Annotated in this window: 20 protein-coding genes; 4 read left to right on the top strand and 16 right to left on the bottom strand. The window is 69.3% G+C overall.

The window, feature by feature from the left end:
- Positions 1 to 130: 130 nt before the first annotated feature.
- Entirely contained in the window at positions 131 to 976 is an 846-nt protein-coding gene (gene htpX, locus YWM_RS0119005) for a zinc metalloprotease HtpX (RefSeq protein ID WP_028852016.1), read from the bottom strand.
- Positions 977 to 1,272: 296 nt separating this feature from the next.
- Positions 1,273 to 2,133, bottom strand: coding sequence for a dimethylargininase (gene ddaH / locus YWM_RS0119000; protein WP_342664955.1), 861 nt, complete (start codon positions 2,131 to 2,133; stop codon positions 1,273 to 1,275).
- A 74-nt stretch (positions 2,134 to 2,207) separates the two neighbouring features.
- On the opposite strand from ddaH, the gene YWM_RS0118995 reads away from it, so the two are divergent.
- From YWM_RS0118995 to YWM_RS0118980, 4 genes are all read left to right on the top strand, one after another.
- Positions 2,208 to 2,651 carry an Lrp/AsnC family transcriptional regulator gene (locus YWM_RS0118995; RefSeq protein ID WP_028852014.1) on the top strand — a complete coding sequence of 148 codons (444 nt, stop codon included), beginning with the start codon at positions 2,208 to 2,210 and terminating at the stop codon, positions 2,649 to 2,651.
- Between the two features lie 16 nt (positions 2,652 to 2,667).
- Complete coding sequence (locus YWM_RS0118990) at positions 2,668 to 3,459, top strand: enoyl-CoA hydratase (protein WP_052345127.1); 792 nt, start codon at positions 2,668 to 2,670, stop codon at positions 3,457 to 3,459.
- Between the two features lie 158 nt (positions 3,460 to 3,617).
- Positions 3,618 to 5,561 (top strand): 2-oxoacid:acceptor oxidoreductase subunit alpha, encoded by a 1,944-nt coding sequence (locus YWM_RS24575; RefSeq protein WP_052345125.1) that lies wholly within the window; start codon positions 3,618 to 3,620, stop codon positions 5,559 to 5,561.
- Positions 5,558 to 6,619 carry a 2-oxoacid:ferredoxin oxidoreductase subunit beta gene (locus YWM_RS0118980; RefSeq protein ID WP_028852012.1) on the top strand — a complete coding sequence of 354 codons (1,062 nt, stop codon included), beginning with the start codon at positions 5,558 to 5,560 and terminating at the stop codon, positions 6,617 to 6,619. The genes YWM_RS24575 and YWM_RS0118980 overlap by 4 nt, the downstream gene beginning before the upstream one ends.
- Positions 6,620 to 6,929: 310 nt before the next feature.
- Here the strand turns inward: YWM_RS0118980 and YWM_RS24570 are convergent, their stop codons facing one another.
- From YWM_RS24570 to YWM_RS24555, 14 genes are all read right to left on the bottom strand, one after another.
- Complete coding sequence (locus tag YWM_RS24570; protein WP_043661561.1) at positions 6,930 to 9,230, bottom strand: sunset domain-containing protein; 2,301 nt, start codon at positions 9,228 to 9,230, stop codon at positions 6,930 to 6,932.
- Positions 9,231 to 9,287: 57 nt separating this feature from the next.
- Positions 9,288 to 10,286 (bottom strand): polyprenyl synthetase family protein, encoded by a 999-nt coding sequence (locus YWM_RS0118970; RefSeq protein ID WP_043661986.1) that lies wholly within the window; start codon positions 10,284 to 10,286, stop codon positions 9,288 to 9,290.
- A 73-nt stretch (positions 10,287 to 10,359) separates the two neighbouring features.
- Positions 10,360 to 11,949, bottom strand: coding sequence for an NADH-quinone oxidoreductase subunit NuoN (gene nuoN / locus YWM_RS0118965; RefSeq protein ID WP_043661559.1), 1,590 nt, complete (start codon positions 11,947 to 11,949; stop codon positions 10,360 to 10,362).
- Positions 11,949 to 13,505: an NADH-quinone oxidoreductase subunit M gene (locus tag YWM_RS0118960; protein ID WP_028852009.1), complete on the bottom strand. Its 1,557-nt coding sequence runs from the start codon at positions 13,503 to 13,505 to the stop codon at positions 11,949 to 11,951. Before YWM_RS0118960 ends, nuoN begins: the two co-directional genes overlap by 1 nt.
- A complete protein-coding gene (gene nuoL, locus YWM_RS0118955) occupies positions 13,502 to 15,397 on the bottom strand; it encodes an NADH-quinone oxidoreductase subunit L (protein WP_028852008.1) in 1,896 nt (631 codons plus the stop codon). Before nuoL ends, YWM_RS0118960 begins: the two co-directional genes overlap by 4 nt.
- 64 nt (positions 15,398 to 15,461) lie before the next feature.
- Positions 15,462 to 15,761, bottom strand: coding sequence for an NADH-quinone oxidoreductase subunit NuoK (gene nuoK / locus YWM_RS0118950; RefSeq protein WP_028852007.1), 300 nt, complete (start codon positions 15,759 to 15,761; stop codon positions 15,462 to 15,464).
- The gene (locus tag YWM_RS24565) at positions 15,758 to 16,621 is read right to left on the bottom strand and encodes an NADH-quinone oxidoreductase subunit J (protein ID WP_043661557.1); all 864 of its coding nucleotides are present in this window, start codon (positions 16,619 to 16,621) and stop codon (positions 15,758 to 15,760) included. Before YWM_RS24565 ends, nuoK begins: the two co-directional genes overlap by 4 nt.
- Positions 16,618 to 17,169, bottom strand: a complete 552-nt coding sequence (nuoI, locus tag YWM_RS0118940; RefSeq protein WP_028852006.1) for an NADH-quinone oxidoreductase subunit NuoI — start codon at positions 17,167 to 17,169, stop codon at positions 16,618 to 16,620. The genes YWM_RS24565 and nuoI overlap by 4 nt, the downstream gene beginning before the upstream one ends.
- Entirely contained in the window at positions 17,156 to 18,478 is a 1,323-nt protein-coding gene (gene nuoH / locus YWM_RS0118935; RefSeq protein WP_052345301.1) for an NADH-quinone oxidoreductase subunit NuoH, read from the bottom strand. Before nuoH ends, nuoI begins: the two co-directional genes overlap by 14 nt.
- Before the next feature lie 32 nt (positions 18,479 to 18,510).
- On the bottom strand, positions 18,511 to 21,012 hold the full coding sequence (locus tag YWM_RS0118930) for an NADH-quinone oxidoreductase subunit G (RefSeq protein WP_028852004.1): 2,502 nt from the start codon (positions 21,010 to 21,012) through the stop codon (positions 18,511 to 18,513).
- A complete protein-coding gene (gene nuoF, locus YWM_RS0118925; protein WP_028852003.1) occupies positions 21,009 to 22,307 on the bottom strand; it encodes an NADH-quinone oxidoreductase subunit NuoF in 1,299 nt (432 codons plus the stop codon). The genes YWM_RS0118930 and nuoF overlap by 4 nt, the downstream gene beginning before the upstream one ends.
- Positions 22,300 to 23,010, bottom strand: a complete 711-nt coding sequence (gene nuoE, locus YWM_RS24560; RefSeq protein WP_043661554.1) for an NADH-quinone oxidoreductase subunit NuoE — start codon at positions 23,008 to 23,010, stop codon at positions 22,300 to 22,302. The genes nuoF and nuoE overlap by 8 nt, the downstream gene beginning before the upstream one ends.
- The gene (locus YWM_RS0118915) at positions 23,007 to 24,389 is read right to left on the bottom strand and encodes an NADH-quinone oxidoreductase subunit D (protein WP_028852002.1); all 1,383 of its coding nucleotides are present in this window, start codon (positions 24,387 to 24,389) and stop codon (positions 23,007 to 23,009) included. The genes nuoE and YWM_RS0118915 overlap by 4 nt, the downstream gene beginning before the upstream one ends.
- Positions 24,386 to 25,195: an NADH-quinone oxidoreductase subunit C gene (locus tag YWM_RS24555; RefSeq protein WP_052345123.1), complete on the bottom strand. Its 810-nt coding sequence runs from the start codon at positions 25,193 to 25,195 to the stop codon at positions 24,386 to 24,388. The genes YWM_RS0118915 and YWM_RS24555 overlap by 4 nt, the downstream gene beginning before the upstream one ends.
- Positions 25,196 to 25,199 lie beyond the last annotated feature (4 nt).

Here is a 25,199-nt window from a genome sequence, read left to right as displayed (position 1 = left end):
GGCCGCCGCCGGGGAAGCCGCTCGGTAGCCCCGGACCGCCTCCGGGGCGGCCGCTCAAGAGCCCCAGGCCACCGCCGGGACGGCCGCGCGGTAGCCCCAGACCGCCGCCGAGACGGCCGCTCAAGGCGCGTCAGCTACGCCGCGCCAACTCCTCGAGCCGGCGGATCCGCTCGGCCATCGGCGGGTGCGTGGAGAACATCCGCGCCAGGTTCTCGCCCGGCCGGAACGGGTTGGCGATCATCAGGTGCGACTGCGACACCAGCCGCGGCTCCGGCGCCAACGGCCGCGCGGCCGTGCCACCCTCGAGCTTCCGCAGCGCGGACGCCAGCGCCAGCGGGTCGCCGGTCAGCTCGGCGCCGGACTGATCTGCCTGGTACTCGCGCGAACGGCTCACCGCCAGCTTGATGATGCTTGCCGCGATCGGCCCGATGAACACCAGCAGCAGGGCCAGCAGCGGGTTCCCGTTCTCCCGGTTGCCGCCGAACATCGCGATGTACGACAGGAACGTCACGACACTGGCCAACGCGCCCGCGATGCTGGAGATCAGGATGTCGCGGTTGTACACGTGCGACAGCTCGTGCCCGAGCACCGCGCGCAACTCACGCTCGTCGAGCAGCTCCAGGATCCCGGTCGTGCAGCAGACCGCGGAATTCCGAGGATTGCGACCGGTGGCGAACGCGTTCGGCGCCGACGTCGGGCTGACGTACAGCCGGGGCATCGGCTGCCGAGCCGACGTGGCCAACTCGCGCACGATCCGGTACATCGCGGGCTGCTCGGCCTCGGACACCGGCCGGGCCCGCATCGCGCGCAGCGCCAGCTTGTCCGAATTGAAGTAGGCGAACCCGTTGACGGCCAGCGCCAACAGCAGACCGATGAAGAGCGCACCGCGCCCGAACAAGCTGCTCACGCCGATGATCAGTGCGCTCATCAAGCCCAGCAGCAGCACGGTCTTGATGCCGTTCTGATGCCTGTGCACTTGCTTGCGCCTCCCGATTACCGGTTCGTCGCCCTCGTCCTCCAGCACAACGTCCACTACACCTGCTTAGTTCCGATGACCCCGGCCACACCAGGCAAAACCCGAGGTCACAGCGGTCTTCGAGAACGAGAAAGGCTCCCGGGCACATGCCGGAGCATGAGCCGCCGGGAGCCTTCCGTGCGTTCTCGGCCACGCGGTCCGGCGCGCCTGCATCCGACGCGATCGTCGGAGACATTCGCGGGCTTGGCGGGCCGAGCCGCCGGGCACACTACCTTATGTGCCGCGAGCGCGGTGGGTCAGCTGCGCAACTCCAGCGTGCAGCACTTCGGACCACCGCCTGCCTTCCGCAACTCCGACATGTCGATCAGGTGCGGCTCGTACCCGCGCGCGGCGAGCTGCTCGGCCAGGCCGACCGCCTGCGCGGACAACACCACGTTGCGCCCGTCGGAGACGCCGTTCAACCCGAACGTCTCGGCGTCGGCGTCGCTGGCCAGCACGGCGTTCGGGAACATCCGCTGCAGCACCCGCAACGAGCCCGGCGAGAAGGCCTTCGGGTAGTAGGCCACTTCGGCGGGCCGGTCCTCGGTCGCGGTGGTCAGCACCATCAGCGCGGTGTCCAGGTGGTAGTAGCGCGGGTCGACCAGCTGCAGCGTCACCACGGGCACGCCGAGCACCTCCTGCGCCTCCGCGTGCGCCGCCGGGTCGGTGCGGAACCCGGTGCCCGCCAGCAGCACCGAGCCGGTCCAGGTCAAATCGCCCTCCCCCTCGTTGACCTTGCTCGGCATCACCACGTCGCGGAAGCCGTGCTCGACGAACCAGCGGCGGTAGTACTCGGCCTCCGCCTGACGCTGCTCGGCGCGGAATCGCGCGCCCAGCACGTGCCCGTCGATGACCGTGCCGGAGTTGGCCGCGAACACCATGTCGGGCAGGCCGTCGACGGGCTCGATCTCCTCCACCGTGTGGCCGAGTTCGCGGTAGGTGTCGCGCAGCTCGGTCCACTGCGCCATCGCCAGGTCCACCGAGACCGGCTTGCTCGGGTCCATCCACGGGTTGATCGCGTAGTCCACGGCGAAGTACCGCGGCGGGCACATCAAGTAATGGCGCGGTTCGGCCCGCCGGGCGGCAGGCGAGGTCTCACGAACAGCAACGGCGGTCATGCCGCCAATCTACGACGGCGGCGCCGCGGCGATCAATTGCTCATTTTTGTGCACCTACGTGCTAAACATTGCGTATGAACTCGATCGATGAGCGAATCATTTCGTGTTTGGTCGCTAACGCCCGCTCTTCGTATGCGGAGATCGGCAAGGTGGTCGGGTTGTCCGCTCCAGCGGTCAAGCGGCGCGTCGACAAACTGCTGGATTCCGGCGTGCTGCGGGGCTTCACCGCGGTGGTCGATCCGCGCGCGCTGGGCTGGGGGACCGAGGCGTTCGTCGAGGTGCACTGCCGGGGCAACGTTCCGCCGTCGCGTATCCGCTCCCACCTGGTCGAACTGCCCGAGGTGGCCGCCGCCTACACGGTGTCCGGCGCCGCCGACGCGATCGTGCACCTGCGCGCGGCCGACATTCACCACCTGGAGAACGCGCTCGAGCGGCTGCGTGGGCTGGAGATCATCGACACCACCGTGTCCACCGTGGTGCTTTCCACACTGCTGGAGCGGCCACCGGTGCCGCACTGATCGGTACCCTCGCCGCATGGCCGAAGCAACGTCGCAGTCGGCAGCAGCCGAGATCCGGGTGGAACGCCGCGGCAAGATCGCCGTTCTCACCGTGCACAGCCCGCAGCGCCGTAACGCCCTCAGCGTGGACTTGTCCGCGGAGCTCGCCGCCGCGGTGCGCGCCGCCGAGCAGGACGAGGACGTGCACGCGGTGGTCGTCACGGGTACACCGCCGGCCTTCTGTGCCGGCGCTGACCTGGAGGCGCTGGCTTCCGGTACGGAAGAGGGCCTGCGCTCCATCTACAACGGCTTTCTCGCGGTCGCGCAGTGCTCGCTGCCCACGGTGGCGGCGGTCGGCGGAGCCGCTGTCGGCGCCGGCCTCAACCTCGCGCTGGCCGCCGACGTTCGCCTCGCCGGACCACGCGCTCGCTTCGACACCCGATTCCTCCAGCTGGGCATCCACCCTGGCGGCGGCATGACGTGGATGGCACAGCGCATCGTCGGCCCGCAGCAGGCCGCGGCGATGACACTGTTCGGTGAAGTCCTCGACGCGGAGCAGGCACTGGCCGCCGGACTGGTGCACCGCGTGGTGGACGGCGAGCACGAGCAACTGGTCGACGCCGCCGTGGAGCTGGCGAAGGGTGCCGAGCAGGCGCCCCGCGAACTGGTGATCTCGACCAAGCGCACGATGCGCAAGACCGCCGCGATCACCGAGCACGCCGACGCCGTGAACGCGGAGATCGTGCCGCAGCTGGAGTCCATCGCATCGCCGACGTTCGCCGAGCGCCTGGCCGCCATGCGCGCCAGGATCAGCAGCTCGGCCCGATGAGTGACCCAGTTAACACTGTTACCAGCAGATGTCCAGGGACTGGAATCACAGTGGTCCGGTTCGTCGGTTCCGCCCCCGGCGAGCTAACCTCAAGTGAGTAGACCCTAACTTCGCGGGGAACTCGCACCCGAAGCGCAGAGAGGGATCCCCTCATTCACATGTCCACCAGCGAAACCACCCCGGAGCAGACTGCCGGAGACCGTACCCGCCCTGTCGAGAAGCTCGACAGGGTCGTCATCCGGTTCGCCGGCGACTCCGGCGACGGCATGCAGCTGACCGGTGATCGGTTCACCTCGGAGACCGCCGCCTTCGGCAACGACCTGGCGACGCTGCCCAACTTCCCGGCCGAGATCCGTGCGCCGCAGGGCACGATCCCCGGTGTCTCGTCGTTCCAGGTCCATTTCGCCGACTACGACATTCTCACCCCGGGCGACAGACCGGACGTGCTGGTGGTGATGAACCCCGCGGCGCTGAAAGCCAACATCGGCGACCTGCCGCACGGCGGCACGATCATCGCCAACACCGACGAGTTCACCAAGCGCAACCTGGCCAAGGTCGGCTACGAGACGAACCCGTTGGACGACGGTTCGCTCGAGCCCTACCAGGTGCACAAGGTGGCGATGTCCACGCTGACCAGGGGCGCGGTCGAGCAGGTCGGCCTCGGCAAGAAGGACGCCGAGCGGGCCAAGAACATGTTCGCGCTCGGCCTGCTGTCCTGGATGTACCACCGCCCGACCGAGGGCACCGAGAAGTTCCTGCGCACCAAGTTCGCCCGCAAGCCCGACATCGCCGAGGCCAACATCCTGGCGTTCCGTGCGGGCTGGAACTACGGCGAGACGACCGAGGCGTTCTCGGTGACCTACGACGTGGCGCCCGCCAAGCTTCCGCCGGGCCAGTACCGGCAGATCACCGGGAACACGGCACTGGCGTACGGCATCGTCGCCGCTGGTCAGCGCTCCGGACTGCCGGTGGTGCTGGGCTCGTACCCGATCACGCCCGCCTCGGACATCCTGCACGAGCTGTCCAAGCACAAGGCGTTCGACGTCACCACGATCCAGGCCGAGGACGAGATCGCCGGCATCGGCGCCGCGCTGGGTGCTTCCTACGGTGGCGCGCTCGGCGTGACCAGCACGTCCGGGCCCGGTGTCGCGCTGAAGTCGGAGACCATCGGGCTTGCCGTGATGACCGAGCTGCCGCTGATCGTGATCGACGTGCAGCGCGGTGGGCCGTCGACCGGTCTGCCGACCAAGACCGAGCAGGCCGACCTGTTGCAGGCGCTCTACGGCCGCAACGGCGAGTCGCCGGTGCCGGTGGTGGCGCCGCGCTCCCCGGGTGACTGCTTCGACATGGCGTTGGAGGCCGCGCGCATCGCGCTGACCTACCGCACCCCGGTCATCCTGCTCTCCGACGGCGCGATCGCCAACGGGTCCGAGCCGTGGCTGATCCCGGACGCGGACAAGCTGCCCGACCTGCGCGTGCAGTTCGCGTCCGAGCCGAACGCGATGGACGGCAGCAACGAGTTCTGGCCGTACGTCCGCGACACCGAGACGCTCGCCCGCGAGTGGGCCGTCCCGGGCACGGCGGGTCTCGAGCACCGCATCGGTGGCCTGGAGAAGGCGGACAACCGCGGCAACATCTCCTACGACCCGGACAACCACGACCGGATGGTTCGGCTACGTCAAGCCAAGATCGACGGCATCAAGGTGCCGGACGTCGAGGTCGACGACCCGACGGGCGACGCGCGGGTGCTGGCGCTCGGCTGGGGTTCGTCGTTCGGGCCGATCGGCGCGGCGTGCCGTCGGGTGCGGAGCTCGGGCATGAAGATCGCCCAGGCGCACCTGCAGTATCTGAACCCGCTGCCGGCCAACCTGGGCACGGTGCTGGAGAGCTACGACGTGGTGATCGTGCCGGAGATGAACCTGGGGCAGCTCGCCACCGTGCTGCGCGCCAGGTACCTGGTCGACATCCGCTCCTACACCAAGGTGGCCGGCCTGCCGTTCAAGGCGGCCGAACTGGCCGAAGTGTTCACCGACGTCATCAACGACAGCGAACCGTCCGCCGACGGATCCGACGCCCACGTTCTCACGGAGGCTGTGGAATGACCGCCATCGACCTCGGACTGCCGAAGATCGGCGGGCTGGACGGCGTGCCGACCACCGACGAGACCTACAAGGCGAAGGACTTCAAGTCCGACCAGGAAGTGCGCTGGTGCCCGGGCTGCGGCGACTACATCGTGCTGAACACGATGCAGGCGTTCCTGCCCAGCCTGGGCGTCAAGCGGGAGAACATCGTGTTCGTGTCGGGCATCGGCTGCTCGAGCCGGTTCCCGTACTACATGAACACCTACGGCTTCCACTCGATCCACGGCCGCGCTCCGGCGATCGCCACCGGGCTGGCGGTCGCCCGGCCGGACCTGTCGGTGTTCGTGATCACCGGTGACGGGGACGCGCTGTCCATCGGTGGCAACCACCTGATCCATGCGCTGCGGCGCAACGTCAATGTCAAGATCCTGCTGTTCAACAACCGGATCTACGGATTGACCAAGGGCCAGTACTCGCCGACCAGCGAGGAAGGCAAGATCACCAAGTCGACGCCGATGGGCTCGCTCGACCACCCGTTCAACCCGATCAGCCTGGCGCTGGGTGCCGAAGCGACGTTCGTGGCGCGGGCACTGGACTCGGACAAGAAGGGCCTGAGCGAGGTCCTCACCGCGGCGACTCAGCATCGCGGGTCGGCGTTCGTGGAGATCTACCAGAACTGCCCGATCTTCAACGACGGCGCGTTCGACGTGCTGAAGGACAAGGACGAGTCGGCACGGCGCATCGTGCCACTGCGGCCCGGCGAGCCGATCACGTTCGGCTCGGAGAACGAGTACGCGGTGGTGCGCGGCGAGTTCGGCTTCGACATCGCCAAGGTCGCCGACATCGACGCGAGCAGCATCGTCACGCACGACCCGACGATCCAGGACCCGTCGTACGCGTTCGCGTTGTCGCGGATCGGTGGGCAGGACCTGTCGCACACGCCCGTCGGCATCTTCCGGCAGGTCAGCCGCACGACGTACGACGACGCGGCGCGGGCGCAGATCGAGTCGGCGCGTAAGACGCAGGAGCCGGACTTGCAGGCGCTGCTGACCGGGAACGACACCTGGACGGTCGCCTGAGGCGCCCAGGCACCAGCGTCTGACCACCTGCCCCTCGCGGCCCGCCGGACCACGTGACGGCTGGGACGTCACGTAGCGCTCAGGCCATCAGCGAGCGGCTTCGGCGTTCGCGGCTGCGGCTCACTCGAGCGGCTCGCTCAGCGTCCGCGGCTTGAGGTTCCAAGCGGCCGGGACCAGCCCGCCCGCATCCGCGGACAAGCCCTCAGGCGGCCGGGCCCGCTCGTGCCCGCAGCTTCAGGTCTCAAGCAGCCGGGCCTGCTCGACCTCAGCCCTCAAGTGGCCGAGACCCGGCCGCTCGGCGTCCGCAACCTCAACCCTCGAGCGGCCGGAACCCGACCCGCTCGGCGTCCGCCACGCTGGTGAACCACACTTCCGCGGTCATCTCGTTGAACCGCGGCGACTCCTCGGAGCAGTAGCGCAGCGCGGTCACGCTGCCCTTCACCTTGTACTCCGGCCCCGGCCGTCCACCGCCGGGCAGCGGCATCGCCGAGCCGGGCCCGAACGGTCCCGGTGGCGGCTGCTCCTGACCGGACTGCTGCGGCCCGGCATTCGCCGACGGCTCGAACAACGAACCACCGGAGGGAACCTCGGCCTGCGGGGTGCGCCGGGCGACCGGTCGCATCGACGGCTTGATCGGCCGCGGCGGCTCGAACCCGCCGCGGATCTGGTTCGTGCCTCGCCTGGTCCGCTTCGGCAAACCGGTCTGCGGGTCCAACTGCGGCTCGATGTCCGGCAGCCGCCCGTCCGGCTCGACCTTCGGGGTCGGCTCCTCGAACAGGCTCGGCTGGTCCTCCTGCTCCTGGGCGGGCGCGCTTGCCTGCGCCGCGCCGGCGGCCTGCTGCGACGCCTGGCCGGGCTGCTGCGGCGCCCGGGGCGGCTGCTGGGTGCTCGGCGGCTGGAAAGCGTGCGCTTCGGAAGGCTGGAACGCCGGGGCGTCCGTCGGCTGCGCCGCGGCGCTCGGGGCTTCCGCAGGAGCCTGCCGCTGCTCAGTAGGGGCGGCTCCGACGCTCGAAGCCTCCGCAGGTGCCTGCCGCTGCTCAGTAGGGGCGGCTCCGACGCTCGGGGCTTCCGCAGGAGCCTGCCGCTGCTCAGTAGGGGCGGCTCCGACGCTCGGGGCTTCCGCAGGAGCCTGCCGCTGCTCAGTAGGGGCGGTTCCCAGGCCCGAAGCCTCCGCCGGAGTCGGACGCTGGTCGGTCGGAGCAGCTCCGAGGCTCGGGGCCTCCGCAGGAGCTGGCCGCTGGTCGGTGGGAGCGGATCCGGCACTCGGCGAGAACGCCGTCGCCTCCGCCGGTCGCGGCCCAGCCGGTGGCTGTGTCTGCGTCGGCTGCTCGACAGGTGCGTGGGTGCCGGTACCGACCGGTCCTGCTGCCTGCGTATCCGCGGGCTGCTGCCCAGCGCTGGGCGCCGGCGCGGTTTCCGTCCGCTGTGCCTCAGGCGCAGACGCATCCGTGGGCTGAGTTGCCGGCTGTGCGGCCTGCGCTTCAGCGGGCTGCTGCCCGGCAACCGGCTGCTGCTGGGAAGGCGTGCCCGGCTCGGCCGCCGGCGGGAACCCTGCATGTGTTGCGGCCGCACCCCCACCGGTCGTCTCCGGTGGACTCACCGGTGGAGTCTGCTGGGTGGCGGGCCCGGACGGCGTCACGGGCTTCGGCGGCGGGGTCGACGCCGAACGCCGCGGGACCCGACGCGTGAACTCCTCGAGTTCCTCGTCGGGCGGACCACCAACGGGCGGGCCACCAGCGGACGGTCCCGGCACCCGAGGCTGGATCCGGGTCGGCGTGTCCGGCCCCGACGGCTGTGGCATCTCGGTGCGGGTTGCCTCGGCGTCCGTCCCGGCGGGCACAACATCGGAGCGAGCGGCCTCGACGTCGCTTCGGGTGGCCCCTGAGTCCGGCCCGGTCACCTCGTCCGGGCGGTTGGTCTCCGCCGCCGAGCCGTCCAGGGCCGCGAAACCCGACTTCGTCGGCTCCGGACCGCCGCCGAGCCGATCGGCGATCGAGGCACCCGCGGGCTCTTCCGGTTCGAACAAGCTTCCGGGGCGGTCGTCATCCGGCTCGGGCTGACGCGCCTCAGCGCCCTCGGGCCGAGCCTGCTCCACCTGTTCGGTGGCCGCAGCCTGTGTCGGATACGCGCGCCGGTCGGTCGACGGAGTGTCGTCGAAGTCCTCGTCCGGCGCTCCCTGCCACTCCTGCTCACGCGGCTCGTCTCGGTAGTACTCGTCGCGCTCGTCGTAGTGCTCGTAGTCGTCGTACTCGCCGAGCTCGCGCTCGTCCTCCTCCTGGACGAACTGGTCGAACACGTCCTGCTCGTCGTGGTGCGGCTCGCCGGACAGGCTGTCCCGCTCCAACCAATCCGGACGCCTGGACGTGGTCGACGGCTCGGCAACCGCCGCGCTCGACGCCTGCCACTGCGAAGTCTGCTGCTGCCGGTGCTCCGAGTCCGACCGCTCGGGCCGTGCCAGGCGGGCTCCGCCCGAGGCCTGCTCCCGCAGCTGCTGCTCGAGGTGGTTCGCCCGCTGCTGCAACGGCCGTACCAACAGCACCCAGGTGAGCAGGGCGCCGAGCAGGAACGCCAGCAAGCTCCAGAACCAGACTTCTCCGAACAGGGAGGACATGGTCTGCGCGGTCTCCTTCCCTCCACTCCGCCGGCGGTGCCGGTGGCTGGAGTGGCTCTAGTTCGTGCGAGCGGCGAGGTAGTCGGCGACGGACTCGCACGCGTCACGCGCGGCCGAATCTGGCAACGGAGCCAACTCGGCCCTGGCCCGCAGCGTGTACTCGCGCAGCGTTTCCCGCGCATGCTCCAAGCCGGCCGACGACCGCAGCAGCTCAACCGCTTCAGCGACCTCATCGTCGTCGGTCAGCGGGGTGGACAGCAACTCGATCAGTCGGGAATTTTCTTCGTCATCGTTCAACGCGTAAAGCATCGGCAAGGTACGCACACCTTCGCGCAGATCGGTGCCCTGCTCCTTGCCCAGCACGTCCGACCCGGACGCGATGTCGATGATGTCGTCGGAGATCTGGAACGCCACACCGATGATCTCGCCGAACTGCCGCAGCGCGGCGACGTGCTCCGGCGCGGCGCCGGAGAGCATGGCGCCGAACCGACCGGACGTGGCGATCAGCGAGCCGGTCTTCTGCGCGATGACGGTCAGGTAGTGCTCGATCGGGTCCTCACCGTCGCGCGCCCCCACGGTTTCCCTGATCTGGCCGGTGACCAGTTCGTTCATCGTCTCCGCGATGATCCTGGTCGGCTCGGTGCCCAGCTGGGCGACCAGCCGCGAGGCGTGCGCGAACAACAGGTCGCCGGTCAGGATCGCGACGGTGTTGTCCCACCGGGCGTTGGCGCTCTGCGCACCACGCCGCATGGTGGCCTCGTCCATCACGTCGTCGTGGTACAGCGTGGCGAGGTGGACCAGTTCGACCGCAGCCGCCGCGGTGACGACGTCGTCGGTACCGCCGTCACCGAACTGGCCGGCCAGCAGCGTGAACAACGGCCGGAACCGCTTACCGCCCGCTTCGGTCAGGTGGCGGGCCGCCGCGTCGACGAAGGCGACGTCGCTGCGCACGGCCTCCCGCAGCAGCGTTTCCACCTTCGCCAGGCCGGCGGACAACTCGTCAAGCAAAGCCTCGTCGGCGATTCGCAAACCCACCGCGGCCTGCAACTCGGCCATGCGCTTGGCGTCAGACACGCCAGTCAGCGTAACGGGCATGCCCCGATCGCCTTCCAGCGGCCAACCGGGGCGGTCAGAACGTGAACCCGCCTGCCGACGCCCAGTCCAGGGCGAACGTGGGCAGCACACCGAGCACCAGCGTGGCGATGGTGCCGACCGCGATGGCCGTCGTGGTGAACGCACCCGGGACGGTCACCGCGGGCCCGTCCGGCGCGGGCTCGGAGAAGTACATCAGCACCACCACGCGCAGGTAGAAGAACGCCGCGACCGCGCTGGCCACCAGGGCGACCACGACCAGCGGAGCCATTCCGTCCGACAACGCGGCCTCGAACACCGCGAACTTGCCGACGAAACCGCTGGTCAGCGGGATACCGGCGAGAGCGAGCAGCAGGAAGGTGAACACCGCGGCGACCAGCGGGGACCGCTTGGCCAGACCGGCCCACGCGGACAGGTCGGTGGCCTCCCCGCTGGAGTCCCGCACCAGCGAGATCACGCCGAACGCCGCCAGCGTGGTGAAGCCGTAGGCCAGCAGGTAGAACAACGTGGCCGACAGACCGTCCTCGGTCAGCGCCATGGCGCCGACCAGCAGGAACCCGGCGTGCGCGACCGACGAGTACGCGATCATCCGCTTCACGTCGCGCTGGGTGAGACCCAGGATGGCGCCGATCGCCATCGACACGATCGCCACGGCGGTCAGCACGCCGCGCCACTCCCACGACGTCGACTCGAAGCTGACGGTCAGCACGCGGATCAGGCCACCGAAGGCCGCCACCTTGGTGCAGGCAGCCATGAACCCGGTGACCGGGGTCGGCGCGCCTTGGTAGACGTCCGGCGTCCAGGTGTGGAACGGGCCCACCGAGCCCTTGAACAGCAACCCGATGGCCAGCAGCCCGAACCCGGCGAACAACAGCGTGTCGGACCGATCGGTACCGGAAGCGGCGTTGGCGATGTCGGCCAGGTGCACCGAACCCGCGTAGCCGTACAGCATGGCCACGCCGTAGAGGAAGAACGCCGAGGCGAACGCGCCGAGCAGGAAGTACTTGACCGCGGCTTCCTGCGAGATCAGCCGCCTGCGCCGGGCCAGCCCGCACATCAGGTACAGCGGCAGCGACAGCACCTCGAGCGCGATGAACATGGTCAGCAGGTCGTTCGCCGCGCAGAAGGTCATCATGCCGCCGAGCGCGAACAGCGTCAGCGGGAAGACCTCGGTCTGCATGCCGGTGAAGGTCTTCTCGGTGGTCAGGGTGTCCGTGCCACCGGCATTGCCGCGCAACGCCGCCCGGCTGACGAACGCACCACCCGGCTCGACGGACCGGTCGGCGATCAGCAGCAGAGCGAGCAGACCCAGCGCGAGCAGCGTGCCCCACAGGAACAGCGCGGGGGCGTCCACCGCAAGCGCGCCGGACGACGCTTCCTCCGCGCGGAACGTGGTCAGGCGCTCGAAGTCACCGGTGGCGTAGAAGGCCAACGCCACGCCCGCGCCCACGACCGACGCCAGGCTCAGCGCGACCTGGGCAGGCCAACGCTGTTGACGCGGCAGCGCGGCCTCCAACAGCACGCCAACCGCGCCGGCGGTGAAGATGATCAGCAGCGGCAGCACGGCCGCGACATCGATACTCGGCACGCCCAACGCAGTGGCGGGACCGCCTTGCGCGAGGTCCATCACTCGTTACCTTCCCCTTCACCGACGGAAACGGTGGGTTGCACCGACGGAGTCACTGTGTCCAGCACCGGCTTCGGGTAGACACCGAGCCCGATGATCAGCGCGACCAGCGGCACCAGCACGATCAGCTCGCGGCTGCCGACGTCCTTGATCGCTTTGCGCGCCGCCTTCGCCGGGGCCTGCGCCGTGCCAGGACCACCACCGGCGCCGACCAGCGCGTCACCGCGCACCGGCCCCTGCATGATCCGCTGGTAGGTCCACAGCACGTAGATGGCCGCCAGGATCATGCCGATCGTGGCCAGGATCGCGTACACCGGCCGCGACTCGAACGAGCCCAGCAGCACCAGGAACTCGGAGATGAAAGCGTTGGTGCCGGGCAGCGACATGGTCGACAGGCCCGCGACCAGCAGGAAGCCGGCCAGCAGCGGTGTCACCTTGGACATGCCGCCGTAGTCGGAGATCTTCGTCGACCCGCCACGGGCGATCACCATGCCCAGCACCAGGATCAGCATGCCGGTGGCCAGGCTGTGGTTGAGCATGTACGTCACCGCGCCGACCTGGGCCTGCTCGGTGAACGCGAAGATGCCCAGCGCGATGAACCCGAAGTGGGCGATCGACACGTACGCGATGAACCGCTTCATGTCCTGCTGACCCGCGGCCACGATCGACGCGTACAGGATGCCCGCCACGGCCAGCACGAGCACCAGCGGCGCCAGCTCCGCGGAGGCGTCCGGGAACATCGGCAGGCTGTAGCGCAGGAAACCGAACGTGCCGACCTTGTCCAGCACGCCGACCAGGATGACGGCGACACCGATCGGCGCCTGCCCGGCGGCGTCCGGCAGCCAGGTGTGGAACGGCACCAGCGGCGCCTTCACCGCGAACGCCACGAAGAAGCCGAGGAACAGCCAGATCTGCGTGGTCAGCGGGGCCTGCGAGACCACCTCGGTGAGCGTCTGCCAGTCGAACGTGCCCTGGCCGAGCTCGTCGGCGGCCAGCGAGTAGGCGCCGATCGCCGACGCCAGCATGATCAGACCGCCGAGGAACGAGTACAGGAAGAACTTCACCGCCGCGTACTGCCGGTTGGCCCCACCGTAGTTCCCGATGAGGAAGTACATCGGGATCAGCATGACCTCGAACAGCACGTAGAACAGGAAGACGTCGGTGGCGGCGAACACCGCGATGGTCAAGCCCTGCTGCAGCAGGATCAGCGACAGGAAGCCACCCGGCGTGCGGCCGGACGGCAGCTTGTCGGTGACCCCGAACAGCAGCACCACCATCGGCACCAACAGCCCGATGACCGCGATCATCACCAGCGCGATGCCGTCGATGCCGAACGAGATGTGGATGCCCCACGCCGGGATCCAGTCCATCGACGACGTCTGCTGCAGCCGCTCGCCGTCCGGGTCGTAGCTCAGCCACAGCGGCACCACCAGCGCCAGCGTGGCCAGCGAGAACACGAACGCGGTGAGCTTGGCGACCCGGCGGTTGTTCCGCAACACGGCGACCGCCGCCGAGCCGATCAGCGGTAGCAGGATGAGTGCGAGCAGCCAGGTCATCCGAACCTCACCATCAACAGGGCGCCGACCAGCAGGAACCCGCCGATCAGCATCGTCAGGGCGTAGGACCGGACGAAACCGGTCTGCAACCTGCGCAGCCGCCCGGAGCTACCACCGAGCAGCGCGGCAAGACCGTTCACCAACCCGTCCACGCCACGGTTGTCCACGAACACCAGTGCCCGCGAGAGCCAGATGCCCGGGCGGGCGAACAACGTCTCGTTCAGCGCGTTGCCGTACAGGTCGGCGCGTGCCGCCCGCACCACCGCGCTGACCCGCTGCGGCCGCTCGACCGGGACCTCCTTGCGGCCGACGAACAGCCACGCGAGCAGCACACCGAGCGCCGAGATGCCGACCACCAGGAACGGCACCGCGCCGTGCCCGATCACGCCGGCTTCGCTCTCCATCAGCGGACCGACCGACGGCGTCAGCCATTCCACCAGGTTGTCGCCGAGGGCCAGGAACGCACCGGCCGCGACCGAACCGACCGCGATCACCATCATCGGCACGGTCATCACCGGCGGCGACTCGTGCGGGTGGTACTCCTTGCCGTCGGCCGTCCTCAGCTCCTGCCAGCGGGCCTTGCCGAAGAACGTCATCAGCACCAGGCGGGTCATGTAGAAGGCGGTGATGCCCGCACCGAGCAGGGCCGCGCCGCCGAACACCCAGCCGCGCCAGCCTTCCTGGCCGAACGCCGCGGCGATGATGGCGTCCTTGGAGAAGTAGCCGGCGGTGAACGGGAAGCCGATCAGCGCCAGGTAGCCGAGGCCGAACGTGACGAACGTGATCGGCATCTTGCGCCACAGACCACCCATGCGCCGGATGTCCAGCTCGCCGTGCAGACCGTGCGAGACGGACCCGGCGCCGAGGAACAGCCCGGCCTTGAAGAAGCCGTGGGTGAGCAGGTGCATGATGCCCAGCCCGTAGCCGAACGGGCCGAGGCCGACGGCCAGCATCATGTAGCCGATCTGGCTCACCGTGGAGTAGGCGAGCACCTTCTTGATGTCGTCGTAGGCGCAGCCGATGATCGCCCCGAGCAGCAACGTGAACGCACCGATGAGCGCCACCACGAGCTGCGCGTCCGGGTTGGCGTTGTAGATCGGCGCCGAGCGGGCGATCAGGTACACACCCGCGGTCACCATGGTCGCCGCGTGGATCAGGGCGGAGACCGGGGTCGGGCCTTCCATCGCGTCCGGCAACCACGCCTGCAGCGGGAACTGGCCGGACTTACCGCAGGCACCGAGCAGCAGCAGCAACCCGATGGCCAGCAGCACGTTCTCATCCGCCTGCCCGACGGCCGCGAACACCTCGGAGTACTGGGTCGAGCCGAAGTTCGCCCACATCAGGAAGATCGCCAGGGCCAGGCCGACGTCACCGACCCGGTTCATCACGAACGCCTTCTTGGCCGCGGTGGCCGCCGACGGCTTGTTCTGGTACCAGCCGATCAGCAGGTAGGACGCGAGACCGACGCCTTCCCAGCCCAGGTACAGGGTCACGAACCCGTTGCCGAGCACCAGGATCAGCATCGCCGCGACGAACAGGTTGAAGTACCCGAAGAAGCGGCGGCGCCCGGCGTCGTCGGCCATGTAACCGGTGGCGTAGATGTGGATCAACGACCCGACACCGGTGATCAGCAGCACGAACACCAGCGACAACGCGTCGATGCGCAACCCGAAGTCGACCTGCAGGTCGGACACCGGGATCCAGGAGAAGACGGTGGTGTCCGTCGGCCGGCCGTCACTGTCGAGGAACAGGATCAGGCCGTAGACGAACGACGCGATCACGGTCGCGCAGCCCAGCCAGTGGCCCCACGCGTCGGTACGTCGCCCACCGGCCAGCAACACGAGCGCGCCGAACGCGGGGAAGGCGATCAGCAACCACGATGATTCGATCACGATGCCACTCCGGGGGTCGTCACGCGCGCCCTACGCCAGCACATCGGCAAATCTCCCCACATGATCAGTACTTCAGCAGGTTGGTGTCGTCGACCGAGGCCGACCGCCGGGCCTTGAAGATGGACATGATGATGGCCAGGCCGACGACCACTTCGGCGGCCGCGACGACCATCACGAAGAACGCCATCACCTGACCGTCGAGCTCGCCGTTGATCCTGGCGAAGGTCACCAGCGTCAGGTTCACCGCATTGAGCATCAGCTCGATGCACATGAAGACCACGATCGCGTTGCGCCGCACCAGCACGCCGACCACGCCGATGGTGAACAGCAGCGCGGACAGCAGCAGGTAGTAGGTCGGGGTCACTTCGACTCCTCCTCGTCCTGTGCCTCCGCCGACTTGCCCGCGACCAGCGCCCGTGCGCTCTTGTCCGCCTCGTCCTCCGCCTCGGTGGCCAGCCGCTCGTGCTTGGCGATCAGCTGCGCGGTGGTGGTGGACTCGATCAGGTCGGACAGCGACTCGGGCGCCACCCGGCCGTCCGGCAGCAGCGCGGGCGTGGCCACCGAGTTGGAGGTGGCGAACACGCCGGGGCCGGGGAACGGTGTCTTGCGCTTGTACTCACCGCGGAACCGCGCCTCGACCAGTTCCTTCTGCGACTTCTTCCGGCCTTCGTTGCGCCGGTCGCGGGTGGCCAGCACGATGCCGGCCAGCGCGGCCACGATCAGCAGCGCCGCGGTCAACTCGAAGCCGAACAGGTAGTCGGTGAAGATCAGCCTGCCCAGGCCGCCCGCACCACCGCCGGTCGGGCTGTTCGGGTCGCTCGCAGGCGCCGCGGTCACGTCGGTCAGCGCCCTGGTCAGCCCGGCGACCAGCAGTCCGGCGAATCCGATGCCGAAGATCGCGGCGAGCAGTCGCTGCCCGCGCAGCACTTCGACCACCGAGTCGGCGCTGTCCCGTCCGGCCATCATCAGCACGAACAGGAACAGCATCATCACCGCGCCGGTGTAGACGATGATCTGCGTGAAGCCGAGGAACGGCGCCGACTGCACCATGTACAGCACGCCAAGGCTGAGCATGCTCAGCACCAGCCACAGCGCCGAGTGCACCGCGCTGCGGGCGAAGATCATGCCGAAGCCGCCCGCCAGCGCGGCCGGGCCGAGGATCCAGAACGTCACCGCCTCGCCGGTGGTCACCTCGGCGGCTTGCGCCAGCACCATCGAGCTCATTGCGCGCTCACCTCGCTGGTCTGCTTGGCCTGGCCGGCCTGCCGGGCCAGTTCGGGCCCGCGCACGTAGTAGTCCTGCTCGTCGTCACCGAGCCGCATCGGGTGCGGCGGCGCCTCCATGCCGGGCAGCAACGGCGCGAGCAGGTCTTCCTTGGTGTAGATCAGCTTCTGCCGGTCGTCGTCGGCCAGCTCGTAGAAGTTGAGCATGGTCAACGAGCGGGTCGGGCACGCCTCGATGCACAACCCGCAGCCGATGCAGCGCAGGTAGTTGATCTGGTAGTCCTTGCCGTACCGCTCGCCCGGGGAGTAGCGCTCCTCCTCGGTGTTGTCGCCACCTTCTACGAAGATCGCGTCGGCCGGGCAGGCCCACGCGCACAGCTCGCAGCCGACGCACTTCTCCAGCCCGTCCGGGTGCCGGTTGAGCTGGTGGCGACCGTGGTACCGCGGGGCAGTCGGGTAGTAGTCCTCCGGGTACTCCTCGGTGACCACCTTCTTGAACATCGTCGAGAAGGTGACGCCGAATCCCTTGATCGGATCAAACATCCCCATCGTCGCTGCCCTCCTTGTCGGCAGTCGCGGACGCGCCGGCCTTGGCCAGCCGCTTGCGCTTGCGCTCGGCCTTCTCCAGCGCCAGCTGACGCGGTGTCTTCTCCGGCACTTCCAGGTCCGCGGGCGGCACCGGGAAGCCGCTGCCGGCCAGCGGGATGCGGTCGTCCGTCTCGACCTTGCGCTCCGGGATCAGCAGCGTGAGCAGCACGATCAGCAGCACCGCGACGCCGCCGAAGATGACGATCTCGGTCGAGCCGACGTTGGCGTCGTTGCGCAGGGCGCGCACGCCGGCGATCAGCACGACCCACGCCAGGCTGGCGGGCACCAGCACCTTCCAGCCCAGCCGCATGAACTGGTCGTAGCGGAACCGGGGCAGCGTGCCGCGCAGCCAGATGTAGAGGAAGAGGAACGCCAGCGTCTTGATCAGGAACCACAGCACCGGCCACCAACCGGTGTTGAAGTAGCCGTCCCAGAGCGCCGAGATCGGCCACGGCGCCATGTACCCGCCGAGGAACAACGTGGTGACGAAGCCGGACAGCACCACCATGTTGACGTACTCGGCCAGGAAGAACAGGGCGAACTTCAGCGAGCTGTACTCGGTGTGGAAGCCACCGACCAGCTCGGACTCGGCTTCCGGCAGGTCGAACGGCGCCCGGTTGGTCTCGCCGACCATCGAGATCACGAAGATCACGAAGCTCGGCAGCAGCAGGATGGCGAACCAGCCGTTCTGCTGCGCGTCGACGATGTCACCGGTGGACAGCGACTGCGCGTACAGCAGCACCGCGACCAGGCTCAGCCCCATCGCGATCTCGTAGCTGATCACCTGCGCGGCCGACCGCAGCGCACCGAGCAGCGGATACGGTGAGCCGGACGCCCACCCGCCGAGGACGATGCCGTAGACCCCGACCGCCGAGCAGGCCAGCACCACCAGCACGCCGACCGGAAGATCGATCAGCTGCAGGTAGGTCTCCTCGCCGAAGATCGTCACCTTCGGGCCGAACGGCAGCACGCTGAAGCCGACGAACGCGGCGGTCGACGAGATGACCGGGGCCATCCAGTAGACCTTGCGGTCGGCACCCTCCGGGATGATCTCCTCGACGAACGCCAGCTTGATGCCGTCGGCGAGCGACTGCAGCCAGCCGCCGGGACCGGTCCGGTTGGGCCCGACCCGGTGCTGCATGCGGGCCACGACCTTGCGCTCCCAGTTGATCATGAACAGGGTCATGACCACGCCGAACGCGAACAGCACCACGGCCTTGAGCAGCACCAGCCAGAACGGGTCGTCGGCCAGCACCTCGGCGCGCGTCATCTCTTGCTGCGCCTGGGCCAGGAACAGCGTGCTCACGCCGCACCTCCCGTTTCACCGGAACCCGCGCTGAGCTGCACGGCCCCGCCGTGCCCGACGCCCAGCGCCTCGTACACGCCGACCGGCGAGCGGGACGGCACCCACACCACACCGTCCGGCAGATCGGCAATCTCCGCGGGCAGCGTCAACGCACCCCGCTCGGTGCGGACCGTCGCCAGCTCTCCGGCGACGACGCCGTGCCGTTCGGCGGTGGCCGCGTTCAGCCGGATGACGGCAGGCCGTGCGGTGCCCGCCAGGTGCGGTTCCTCGACCTGCAGCGATCCGTTGTCGATCAGCTGCCGCCAGGTGGACAGCTTCACGTGCCCGTTCGTCGACTCCTCCTGCGCCGCGGCCGGTTCGGCCTGGAAGGCCTCGACGGTCCGGGGCACCGCGCCCGCGGCCCGGTCGAAGTCGGCCCACGCGGCCTTCGGCGTCTGGGTGAACAGGTCGACGTCCATCTCCACCGCCAGGGTGTCCAGCACCCGGCAGTCCGGCAGCGCACCGGTGTTCTGCAGCGTGACGTCGAACGGCCGGTCGCGGCCCTCCCAGTTGCGGAACGTGCCCGCCTTCTCCGCCGTCGGGGCGATCGGCAGCACCACGTCGGCCCGCTCGGTGACGGCCGACGGCCGCATCTCCAAGCTGACCACGAAGCCCACCGTGTCCAGCGCGGCGCGGGCCGCCTGTGGGTCGGGCAGGTCGTCCGGGTCGACACCGCCGACCACCAGCGCGTCCAGCTCGCCCGCGGCGGCAGCGGCCAGGATGCCCGCGGTGTCGCGGCCCGGCTCGGCAGGCAGCGTGCCTTCCGGCAGGCGCCACAGCTGCTCGAGCGCGGCGCGGGCCTGCGCGTCGGTGACCGGCGCGCCACCGGGCAGCAGCGTCGGCACCGCACCGGCGTCGAGCGCACCACGCTCACCGGCCCGGCGCGGAATCCACGCGACCCGGGCGCCGGTGCCGTCGGCCAGCCGCTGCACCGCGGAGAACAGGCCGGGCACCTCGGCGGCGCGCTCGCCGACCAGGATGACCGCGCCCTCGGCGGACAGTGCCTCGTGCAGGTCCTTGGCGTGCTCCGGGATGCCGTCGAGCGCGGCCGCCTCGGCTCCTGGCGCGCAGGCCAGCAGCTCGCCGGAGGTCTTGCGCACCGACGACGTGGTCCACTGCCCGACGTACGCGACCCTGGTGCCCTTGCGGGACGCCTTGCGCAGCCGCAGGAACACGATCGGCGCCTCGTCCTCGGGCTCGAACGCCACGCACAGCACGATCGGCGCCTTCTCCAACGTGGAGAAGCTGACGTGCTCCGGCGTCGTGCCGACCACCGAGGAGGCCAGGAACCTCAGCTCCTCCGCGGAGTGCGCGCGAGCCCGGAAGTCGATGTCGTTGGTCCGCGCCGCGACCCTGGCGAACTTCTGGTAGGCGTAGGCGTCCTCGACGGTCAGCCGACCACCGGTGAGCACCCCGATGCCCTTGCCGTCGCGCGCCTTGACCAGCGCGTCCGCCGCCACCTGCATCGCTTCGGTCCACGAGGACTCGCGCAGCTGACCGTCCTCGCCGCGCACCAGCGGCTTGCGGATGCGGTCCGGCGCGGTGGCGTAGCGGAACGCGAAGCGGCCCTTGTCGCAGATCCACTCCTCGTTGACGTCCGGGTCGTCGCCGGCCAGCTTCCGCATGATCCGGCCCCGGCGGAAGTCGGTCCGCTCGGCGCAGCCGGACGAGCAGTGCTCGCACACGCTCGGCGTCGACACCAGGTCGAACGGGCGCGACCGGAAGCGGTACTGCGCCGAGGTCAGCGCACCGACCGGACAGATCTGGATGGTGTTGCCGGAGAAGTACGACTGGAACGGCTCGCCAGAGGGCGTGGTCGACGCGGCCGCCTCCAGGTCCGCGGTCTCCGACGTGCCGATCTGCTGCTGTGCGCCGCGCTCCAGCAGGTCGATGAACGGGTCACCGGCGATCTGCTGGGAGAACCGGGTGCAGCGCTGGCACAGCACGCAGCGTTCGCGGTCGAGCAGGATCTGCGAGGAGATCCGCAGCGGCTTGGGGAACGTGCGCTTGCGGTCGACGAACCGGGAGTCGGCCCGGCCGTGTGCCATCGCCTGGTTCTGCAGCGGGCACTCGCCGCCCTTGTCGCAGATCGGGCAGTCCAGCGGGTGGTTGATGAGCAGCAGCTCCATCACACCCTTTTGCGCCTTGTCCGCCACCGGCGAGGTCAGCTGGGTCTTGACCTCCATGCCGTCGGCGACGGTCATGGTGCAGGACGCTTGCGGCTTGGGCATCGGCCGCCCGCCCATGGACACCTCGACCAGGCACTGGCGGCAGGCGCCCGCCGGGTCGAGCAGCGGGTGGTCGCAGAAGCGCGGGATGATGGTGCCCAGCCGCTCCGCGGTCCGGATGAGCAGCTCACCCTTGGGCGCGATCACCTCTTGCCCGTCGATGGTCAACCGCACGTGCCCCTCGGGCACCTCGGGCTGAGTCTCGGTCGGCTTGTCGTGCGCAAGTGTCATGCCGACGCTCCCACCAGCTCACGCTTGTTGGACTCACACAGCGCCAGGAACTCGTCCCGGAAGTACTTGATGCCGCTCTGGATCGGACTGACCGCACCGTCGCCGAGCGCGCAGAACGAGCGGCCGAGGATGTTGTCGCAGACGTCGAGCATGGTGTCGATGTCCTCTTCGGTGCCCCTGCCCTCGACCAGCCGCTCCAGCACCTGGGACAGCCAGTACGTGCCCTCCCGGCACGGCGTGCACTTACCGCAGGACTCGTGCTCGTAGAACTTCGCCCACTTCATCACCGCCCACGGCACCGACACCGTCTCGTTGAACACCATCACCGCGGTGGTGCCCAGCATCGACCCGGCCTCGGCGGCACCCTCGAAGTCCAGCGGGACGTCGAGGTGCTCGGCGGTGAACATCGGCGTGGACGATCCACCCGGCGTCCAGAACTTCAACGGGATGCCGTCCTTCATACCGCCGGCCATCTCCAGCAGCTGGCGCAGCGTGGTGCCCAGCGGCGCCTCGTACTGCCCGGGCCGCTCGACGTGCCCGGAGATCGAGTAGATCTTCGGGCCGGGCGACTTCTCGGTGCCCATCTGCCGGAACCAGTCCGCACCACCGTTGACGATGTAGGGCACGGTGGCGATGGTCTCGACGTTGTTCACCGTGGTCGGCTTGGCGTACAGACCGGCGGCGGCCGGGAACGGCGGCTTGAGCCGCGGCTGCCCGCGCCGGCCCTCGAGCGAGTCGAGCAGCGCGGTCTCCTCACCGCAGATGTAGGCGCCCGCGCCCGCGTGCACGGTGATGTCCAGGTCGAAGCCGCTGTCCAGGATGTTCCTGCCCAGGTACCCGGCGGCGTAGGCCTCGCGCACGGCGTTGTTCAGCCTGCGGATGCAGTGCAGCACCTCGCCGCGCACGTAGATGAAGCAGTGGTGCGCGCGCATCGCGTACGAGGCGATGATGCAGCCCTCGATCAGCGAGTGCGGGTCCGCCATCATCAGCGGGACGTCCTTGCACGTGCCCGGCTCACCCTCGTCGGCGTTGATCACCAGGTAGTGCGGCTTGTCCTCGTTGGGCGGCATGAACGACCACTTCACGCCCGCCGGGAAGCCCGCGCCGCCGCGGCCGCGCAGGCCGGCCTCCTTGACCAGCTCGACGAGTGCCTCCGGCGTCATGCGCAACGCCTTGCGGATCGCGGTGTAGCCCTCGAGCTGCTCGTAGGTGGACAGCCGCCACGAGTCCGGGGACAGCCAGCGCTTGGTCAGCACCGGCGTGAGCGGGTCGGTCTTGGACGCTGTGTCAGCCACGCGATCCCTCCTCCGGCATCGGGGGCGCGATCCAGCCGCGCTCCTGGGCCAACGCCGCGCCCCGCAGGGTCTCCTCGGCGGCCGACGGCCCATCGACATCCGCTGCGAACCGCTCCTCGTCCTCCGGGAAGAACCCGGCCAACTGCAGTTCCGCGGTCTTGAAGTCGGTCAGCTCGGCACCGCGGGTCGGCTTCGGCCGCTCCCCGTTGCGCAGCTTGTCGACCAGTTCGACGGCGGACTCGACGGTCTGCTTGTCGAAGTACTCGTAGTTGACCTGCACCACCGGCGCGAGGTCGCACGCGGCGAGGCACTCGGCGTGCTCGAGCGTGATCGAGCCCGGCTCGCCCGGCTCGCCCGCGGTCTCGTTGTGGCCGACACCGAGGTGCTCGCTCAACTTCTGGTAGATGGCGTCGCCGCCCATGGCCGCACACAGCGTGTTGGTGCAGACGCTGACCAGGTGCTCACCGCACGGGCGACGCTTGTACATGGTGTAGAAGGTCGCGACCGCGGAAACCTCCGCCTCGGTCAGCCCGAGCTGCTCGGCGCAGAACGCGATGCCCTCCCGGCTGACGAAGCCCTGCACCGACTGCACCAGGTGCAGCATGGGCAGCAACGCCGAGCGGGACTCGGGGTAGCGACCGATCAGCTCCTGCGCCTTGGCGACGACGTCGTCACCGAAAACCGTCTCGGGTGCCTGAGTCACCGGTCACAGCCTCCCATCACCGGGTCCAGCGAGGCCACGGCCGCGATGACGTCGGCGACCATGCCGCCCTCGGTCATCGCAGGCATGGCCTGCAGGTTGACGAAACTTGGTTCGCGCACGTGCACGCGAAGCGGCCGGGTGCCTCCGTCGGAGACCATGTGGTAGCCCAGCTCGCCGCGCGGGGACTCCACGGTGGCGTACACCTGCCCGGGCGGCACCCGGAATCCCTCGGTGACCAGCTTGAAGTGGTGGATCAGCGACTCCATCGACTGACCCATGATCTTGCGGACGTGCTCCAGCGAGTTGCCCATGCCGTCCGAGCCGATGGACAGCTGCGCGGGCCAGGCGATCTTCTTGTCCTCCACCATCACCGGGCCCGGCTTCTTCAGCCGGTCGGCCGCCTGCCGGATGATCCGCAACGACTGGTGCATCTCCTCGATGCGGATCAGGTAGCGGGCGTAGGAGTCGGCGTCGGTGTAGGTGGGGACCTCGAAGTCGTAGGTCTCGTAGCCGAGGTACGGGTCGGTCTTGCGCAGGTCCCACGGCAGGCCGGCGGACCGCAGCACCGGGCCGGTCACGCCGAGCGCCAAGCAGGCATCCACCGGCAGGTAGCCGATGCCCTTGAGGCGGTTCTGCCAGATCGGCTGGCCGGTGAGCAGCCGGTCGTACTCCGGCAGCCGCTTGTCCATCACCTTGCAGAAGTCGAGGATCTTCTCGATCGCGTCCTCCGGCACGTCCTGGGCCACCCCGCCGGGCCGGATGAACGCGTGGTTCATCCGCAGGCCGGTCAGGTACTCCAGCAGGTGCAGGACCTCCTCGCGCTCGCGGAAACCGGCGGTCATACCGGTCAGCGCGCCCAGCTCCATACCGCCGGTGGCGATCGCGACCAGGTGCGAGCCGATGCGGTTGATCTCCATCAACAGCACCCGGATGACCTGCGCCCGCTCCGGGATGTCGATGCCGAGCAGGCGCTCGACACCCATGCAGTAGGCGGCCTCGTTGAACAGCGGGGACAGGTAGTCCATACGCGTCACGAACGTGACGCCCTGGGTCCACGTGCGGAACTCGACGTTCTTCTCGATGCCGGTGTGCAGGTAGCCGACGACCGAACGCAGGTCGGTGACCGTCTCACCCTCGAGCTCGACCACCAGCCGCAGCACGCCGTGCGTCGACGGGTGTTGCGGGCCGAGGTTCATGATGATCTTCTCGTCGCCGGCGACCTCGGACATCACCTCGTCCCAGTCGCCGCCGGTGACGGTGTAGACCGGGCCCTCGGTGGTCTCCCGGCTCGGCGCGTACGGGTCGCTGGTGCTGCCGCGCTCGGTGGTGTCGGTCCCCGTGGTGGCGTCGCTGAGCCGCTCGGCCTGGTTCTCCGTCATGAGTACGCCCTCCGCTGGTCCGGCGGCGGGATCTCGGCGCCCTTGTACTCCACCGGGATCCCACCGAGCGGGTAGTCCTTGCGCTGCGGGAAGCCGTCCCAGTCGTCCGGCATGAGGATCCGGGTCAGCGCGGGGTGGCCGTCGAAGACGATGCCGAACATGTCGTAGGCCTCGCGCTCCTGCCAGTCGGCGGTCGGGTAGACCTCGACGATCGACGGCACGTGCGGGTCGTCGACGTCCAGCGCGACCTCCAGACGAATACGCCGCCGGTACGTCATGGACGTCAGGTGGTAGGCCACGTGCAGCCGCTGCGGCACGTCGACGCCGTAGTCGACCCCGGAGACGGAGCTGCACAGCTCGAACCGCAAACCTTCGTCGTCGCGCAGCACGCGGCAGACGTCGACGATCGCCTCGCGCTGCACGTAGAAGGTGATCTCACCGCGGTCGACGGTGGTCTGCAGGATCACCGACGGGTCGATGCCCGCGTCGGCGAGGGCGGCAAGGAACTCGTCGGCGAACGCGTCGAACCAGCCGCCGTACGGGCGCTCGGACGCCGGCGGCGTGTACGCGGGCAGGCGCAGTCCGCCGTAACCGGACGTGTCACCGCTGCCTTGCACGCCGAACATGCCACGGCGTTCACGGCCCGCGACGATCGCACGGGCGGGTTCGGCCCCACGCGGCTCCAGGCCGGCACCCGGCCGGTCCGCGGACGAACCCGCGGCGCCCGGCTCCGGGTCGGTGGTCGCGGCAGCGTCGGTGGGCTGCTGTGGTGGTGGGGTGGCGTCAGATTCGGGCTTGTCGGTCACGGCG

Origin of the sequence: Thermocrispum municipale DSM 44069 (genome assembly GCF_000427825.1) — a bacterium.
Taxonomy (GTDB): Bacteria; Actinomycetota; Actinomycetes; order Mycobacteriales; family Pseudonocardiaceae; genus Thermocrispum; species Thermocrispum municipale.
This window is presented reverse-complemented; position numbering and strand designations above follow the sequence as displayed.

Excerpts from the sequence above, each read along its gene's own strand:
- YWM_RS24570 (WP_043661561.1), bottom strand. The coding sequence starts at position 9,230 with ATGTCCTCCCTGTTCGGAGAAGTCTGGTTCTGGAGCTTGCTGGCGTTC.
- YWM_RS0118990 (WP_052345127.1), top strand. The coding sequence starts at position 2,668 with ATGGCCGAAGCAACGTCGCAGTCGGCAGCAGCCGAGATCCGGGTGGAA.
- YWM_RS0118930 (WP_028852004.1), bottom strand. The coding sequence starts at position 21,012 with ATGACACTTGCGCACGACAAGCCGACCGAGACTCAGCCCGAGGTGCCC.
- YWM_RS0118960 (WP_028852009.1), bottom strand. The coding sequence starts at position 13,505 with ATGACCTGGCTGCTCGCACTCATCCTGCTACCGCTGATCGGCTCGGCG.
- ddaH (WP_342664955.1), bottom strand. The coding sequence starts at position 2,133 with ATGACCGCCGTTGCTGTTCGTGAGACCTCGCCTGCCGCCCGGCGGGCC.
- YWM_RS24575 (WP_052345125.1), top strand. The coding sequence starts at position 3,618 with ATGTCCACCAGCGAAACCACCCCGGAGCAGACTGCCGGAGACCGTACC.
- YWM_RS0118995 (WP_028852014.1), top strand. The coding sequence starts at position 2,208 with ATGAACTCGATCGATGAGCGAATCATTTCGTGTTTGGTCGCTAACGCC.
- YWM_RS24565 (WP_043661557.1), bottom strand. The coding sequence starts at position 16,621 with ATGAGCTCGATGGTGCTGGCGCAAGCCGCCGAGGTGACCACCGGCGAG.
- YWM_RS0118970 (WP_043661986.1), bottom strand. The coding sequence starts at position 10,286 with ATGGCCGAGTTGCAGGCCGCGGTGGGTTTGCGAATCGCCGACGAGGCT.
- YWM_RS0118915 (WP_028852002.1), bottom strand. The coding sequence starts at position 24,389 with ATGACGGAGAACCAGGCCGAGCGGCTCAGCGACGCCACCACGGGGACC.
- nuoH (WP_052345301.1), bottom strand. The coding sequence starts at position 18,478 with ATGACGCGCGCCGAGGTGCTGGCCGACGACCCGTTCTGGCTGGTGCTG.
- nuoI (WP_028852006.1), bottom strand. The coding sequence starts at position 17,169 with ATGGGGATGTTTGATCCGATCAAGGGATTCGGCGTCACCTTCTCGACG.
- nuoN (WP_043661559.1), bottom strand. The coding sequence starts at position 11,949 with ATGGACCTCGCGCAAGGCGGTCCCGCCACTGCGTTGGGCGTGCCGAGT.
- YWM_RS0118980 (WP_028852012.1), top strand. The coding sequence starts at position 5,558 with ATGACCGCCATCGACCTCGGACTGCCGAAGATCGGCGGGCTGGACGGC.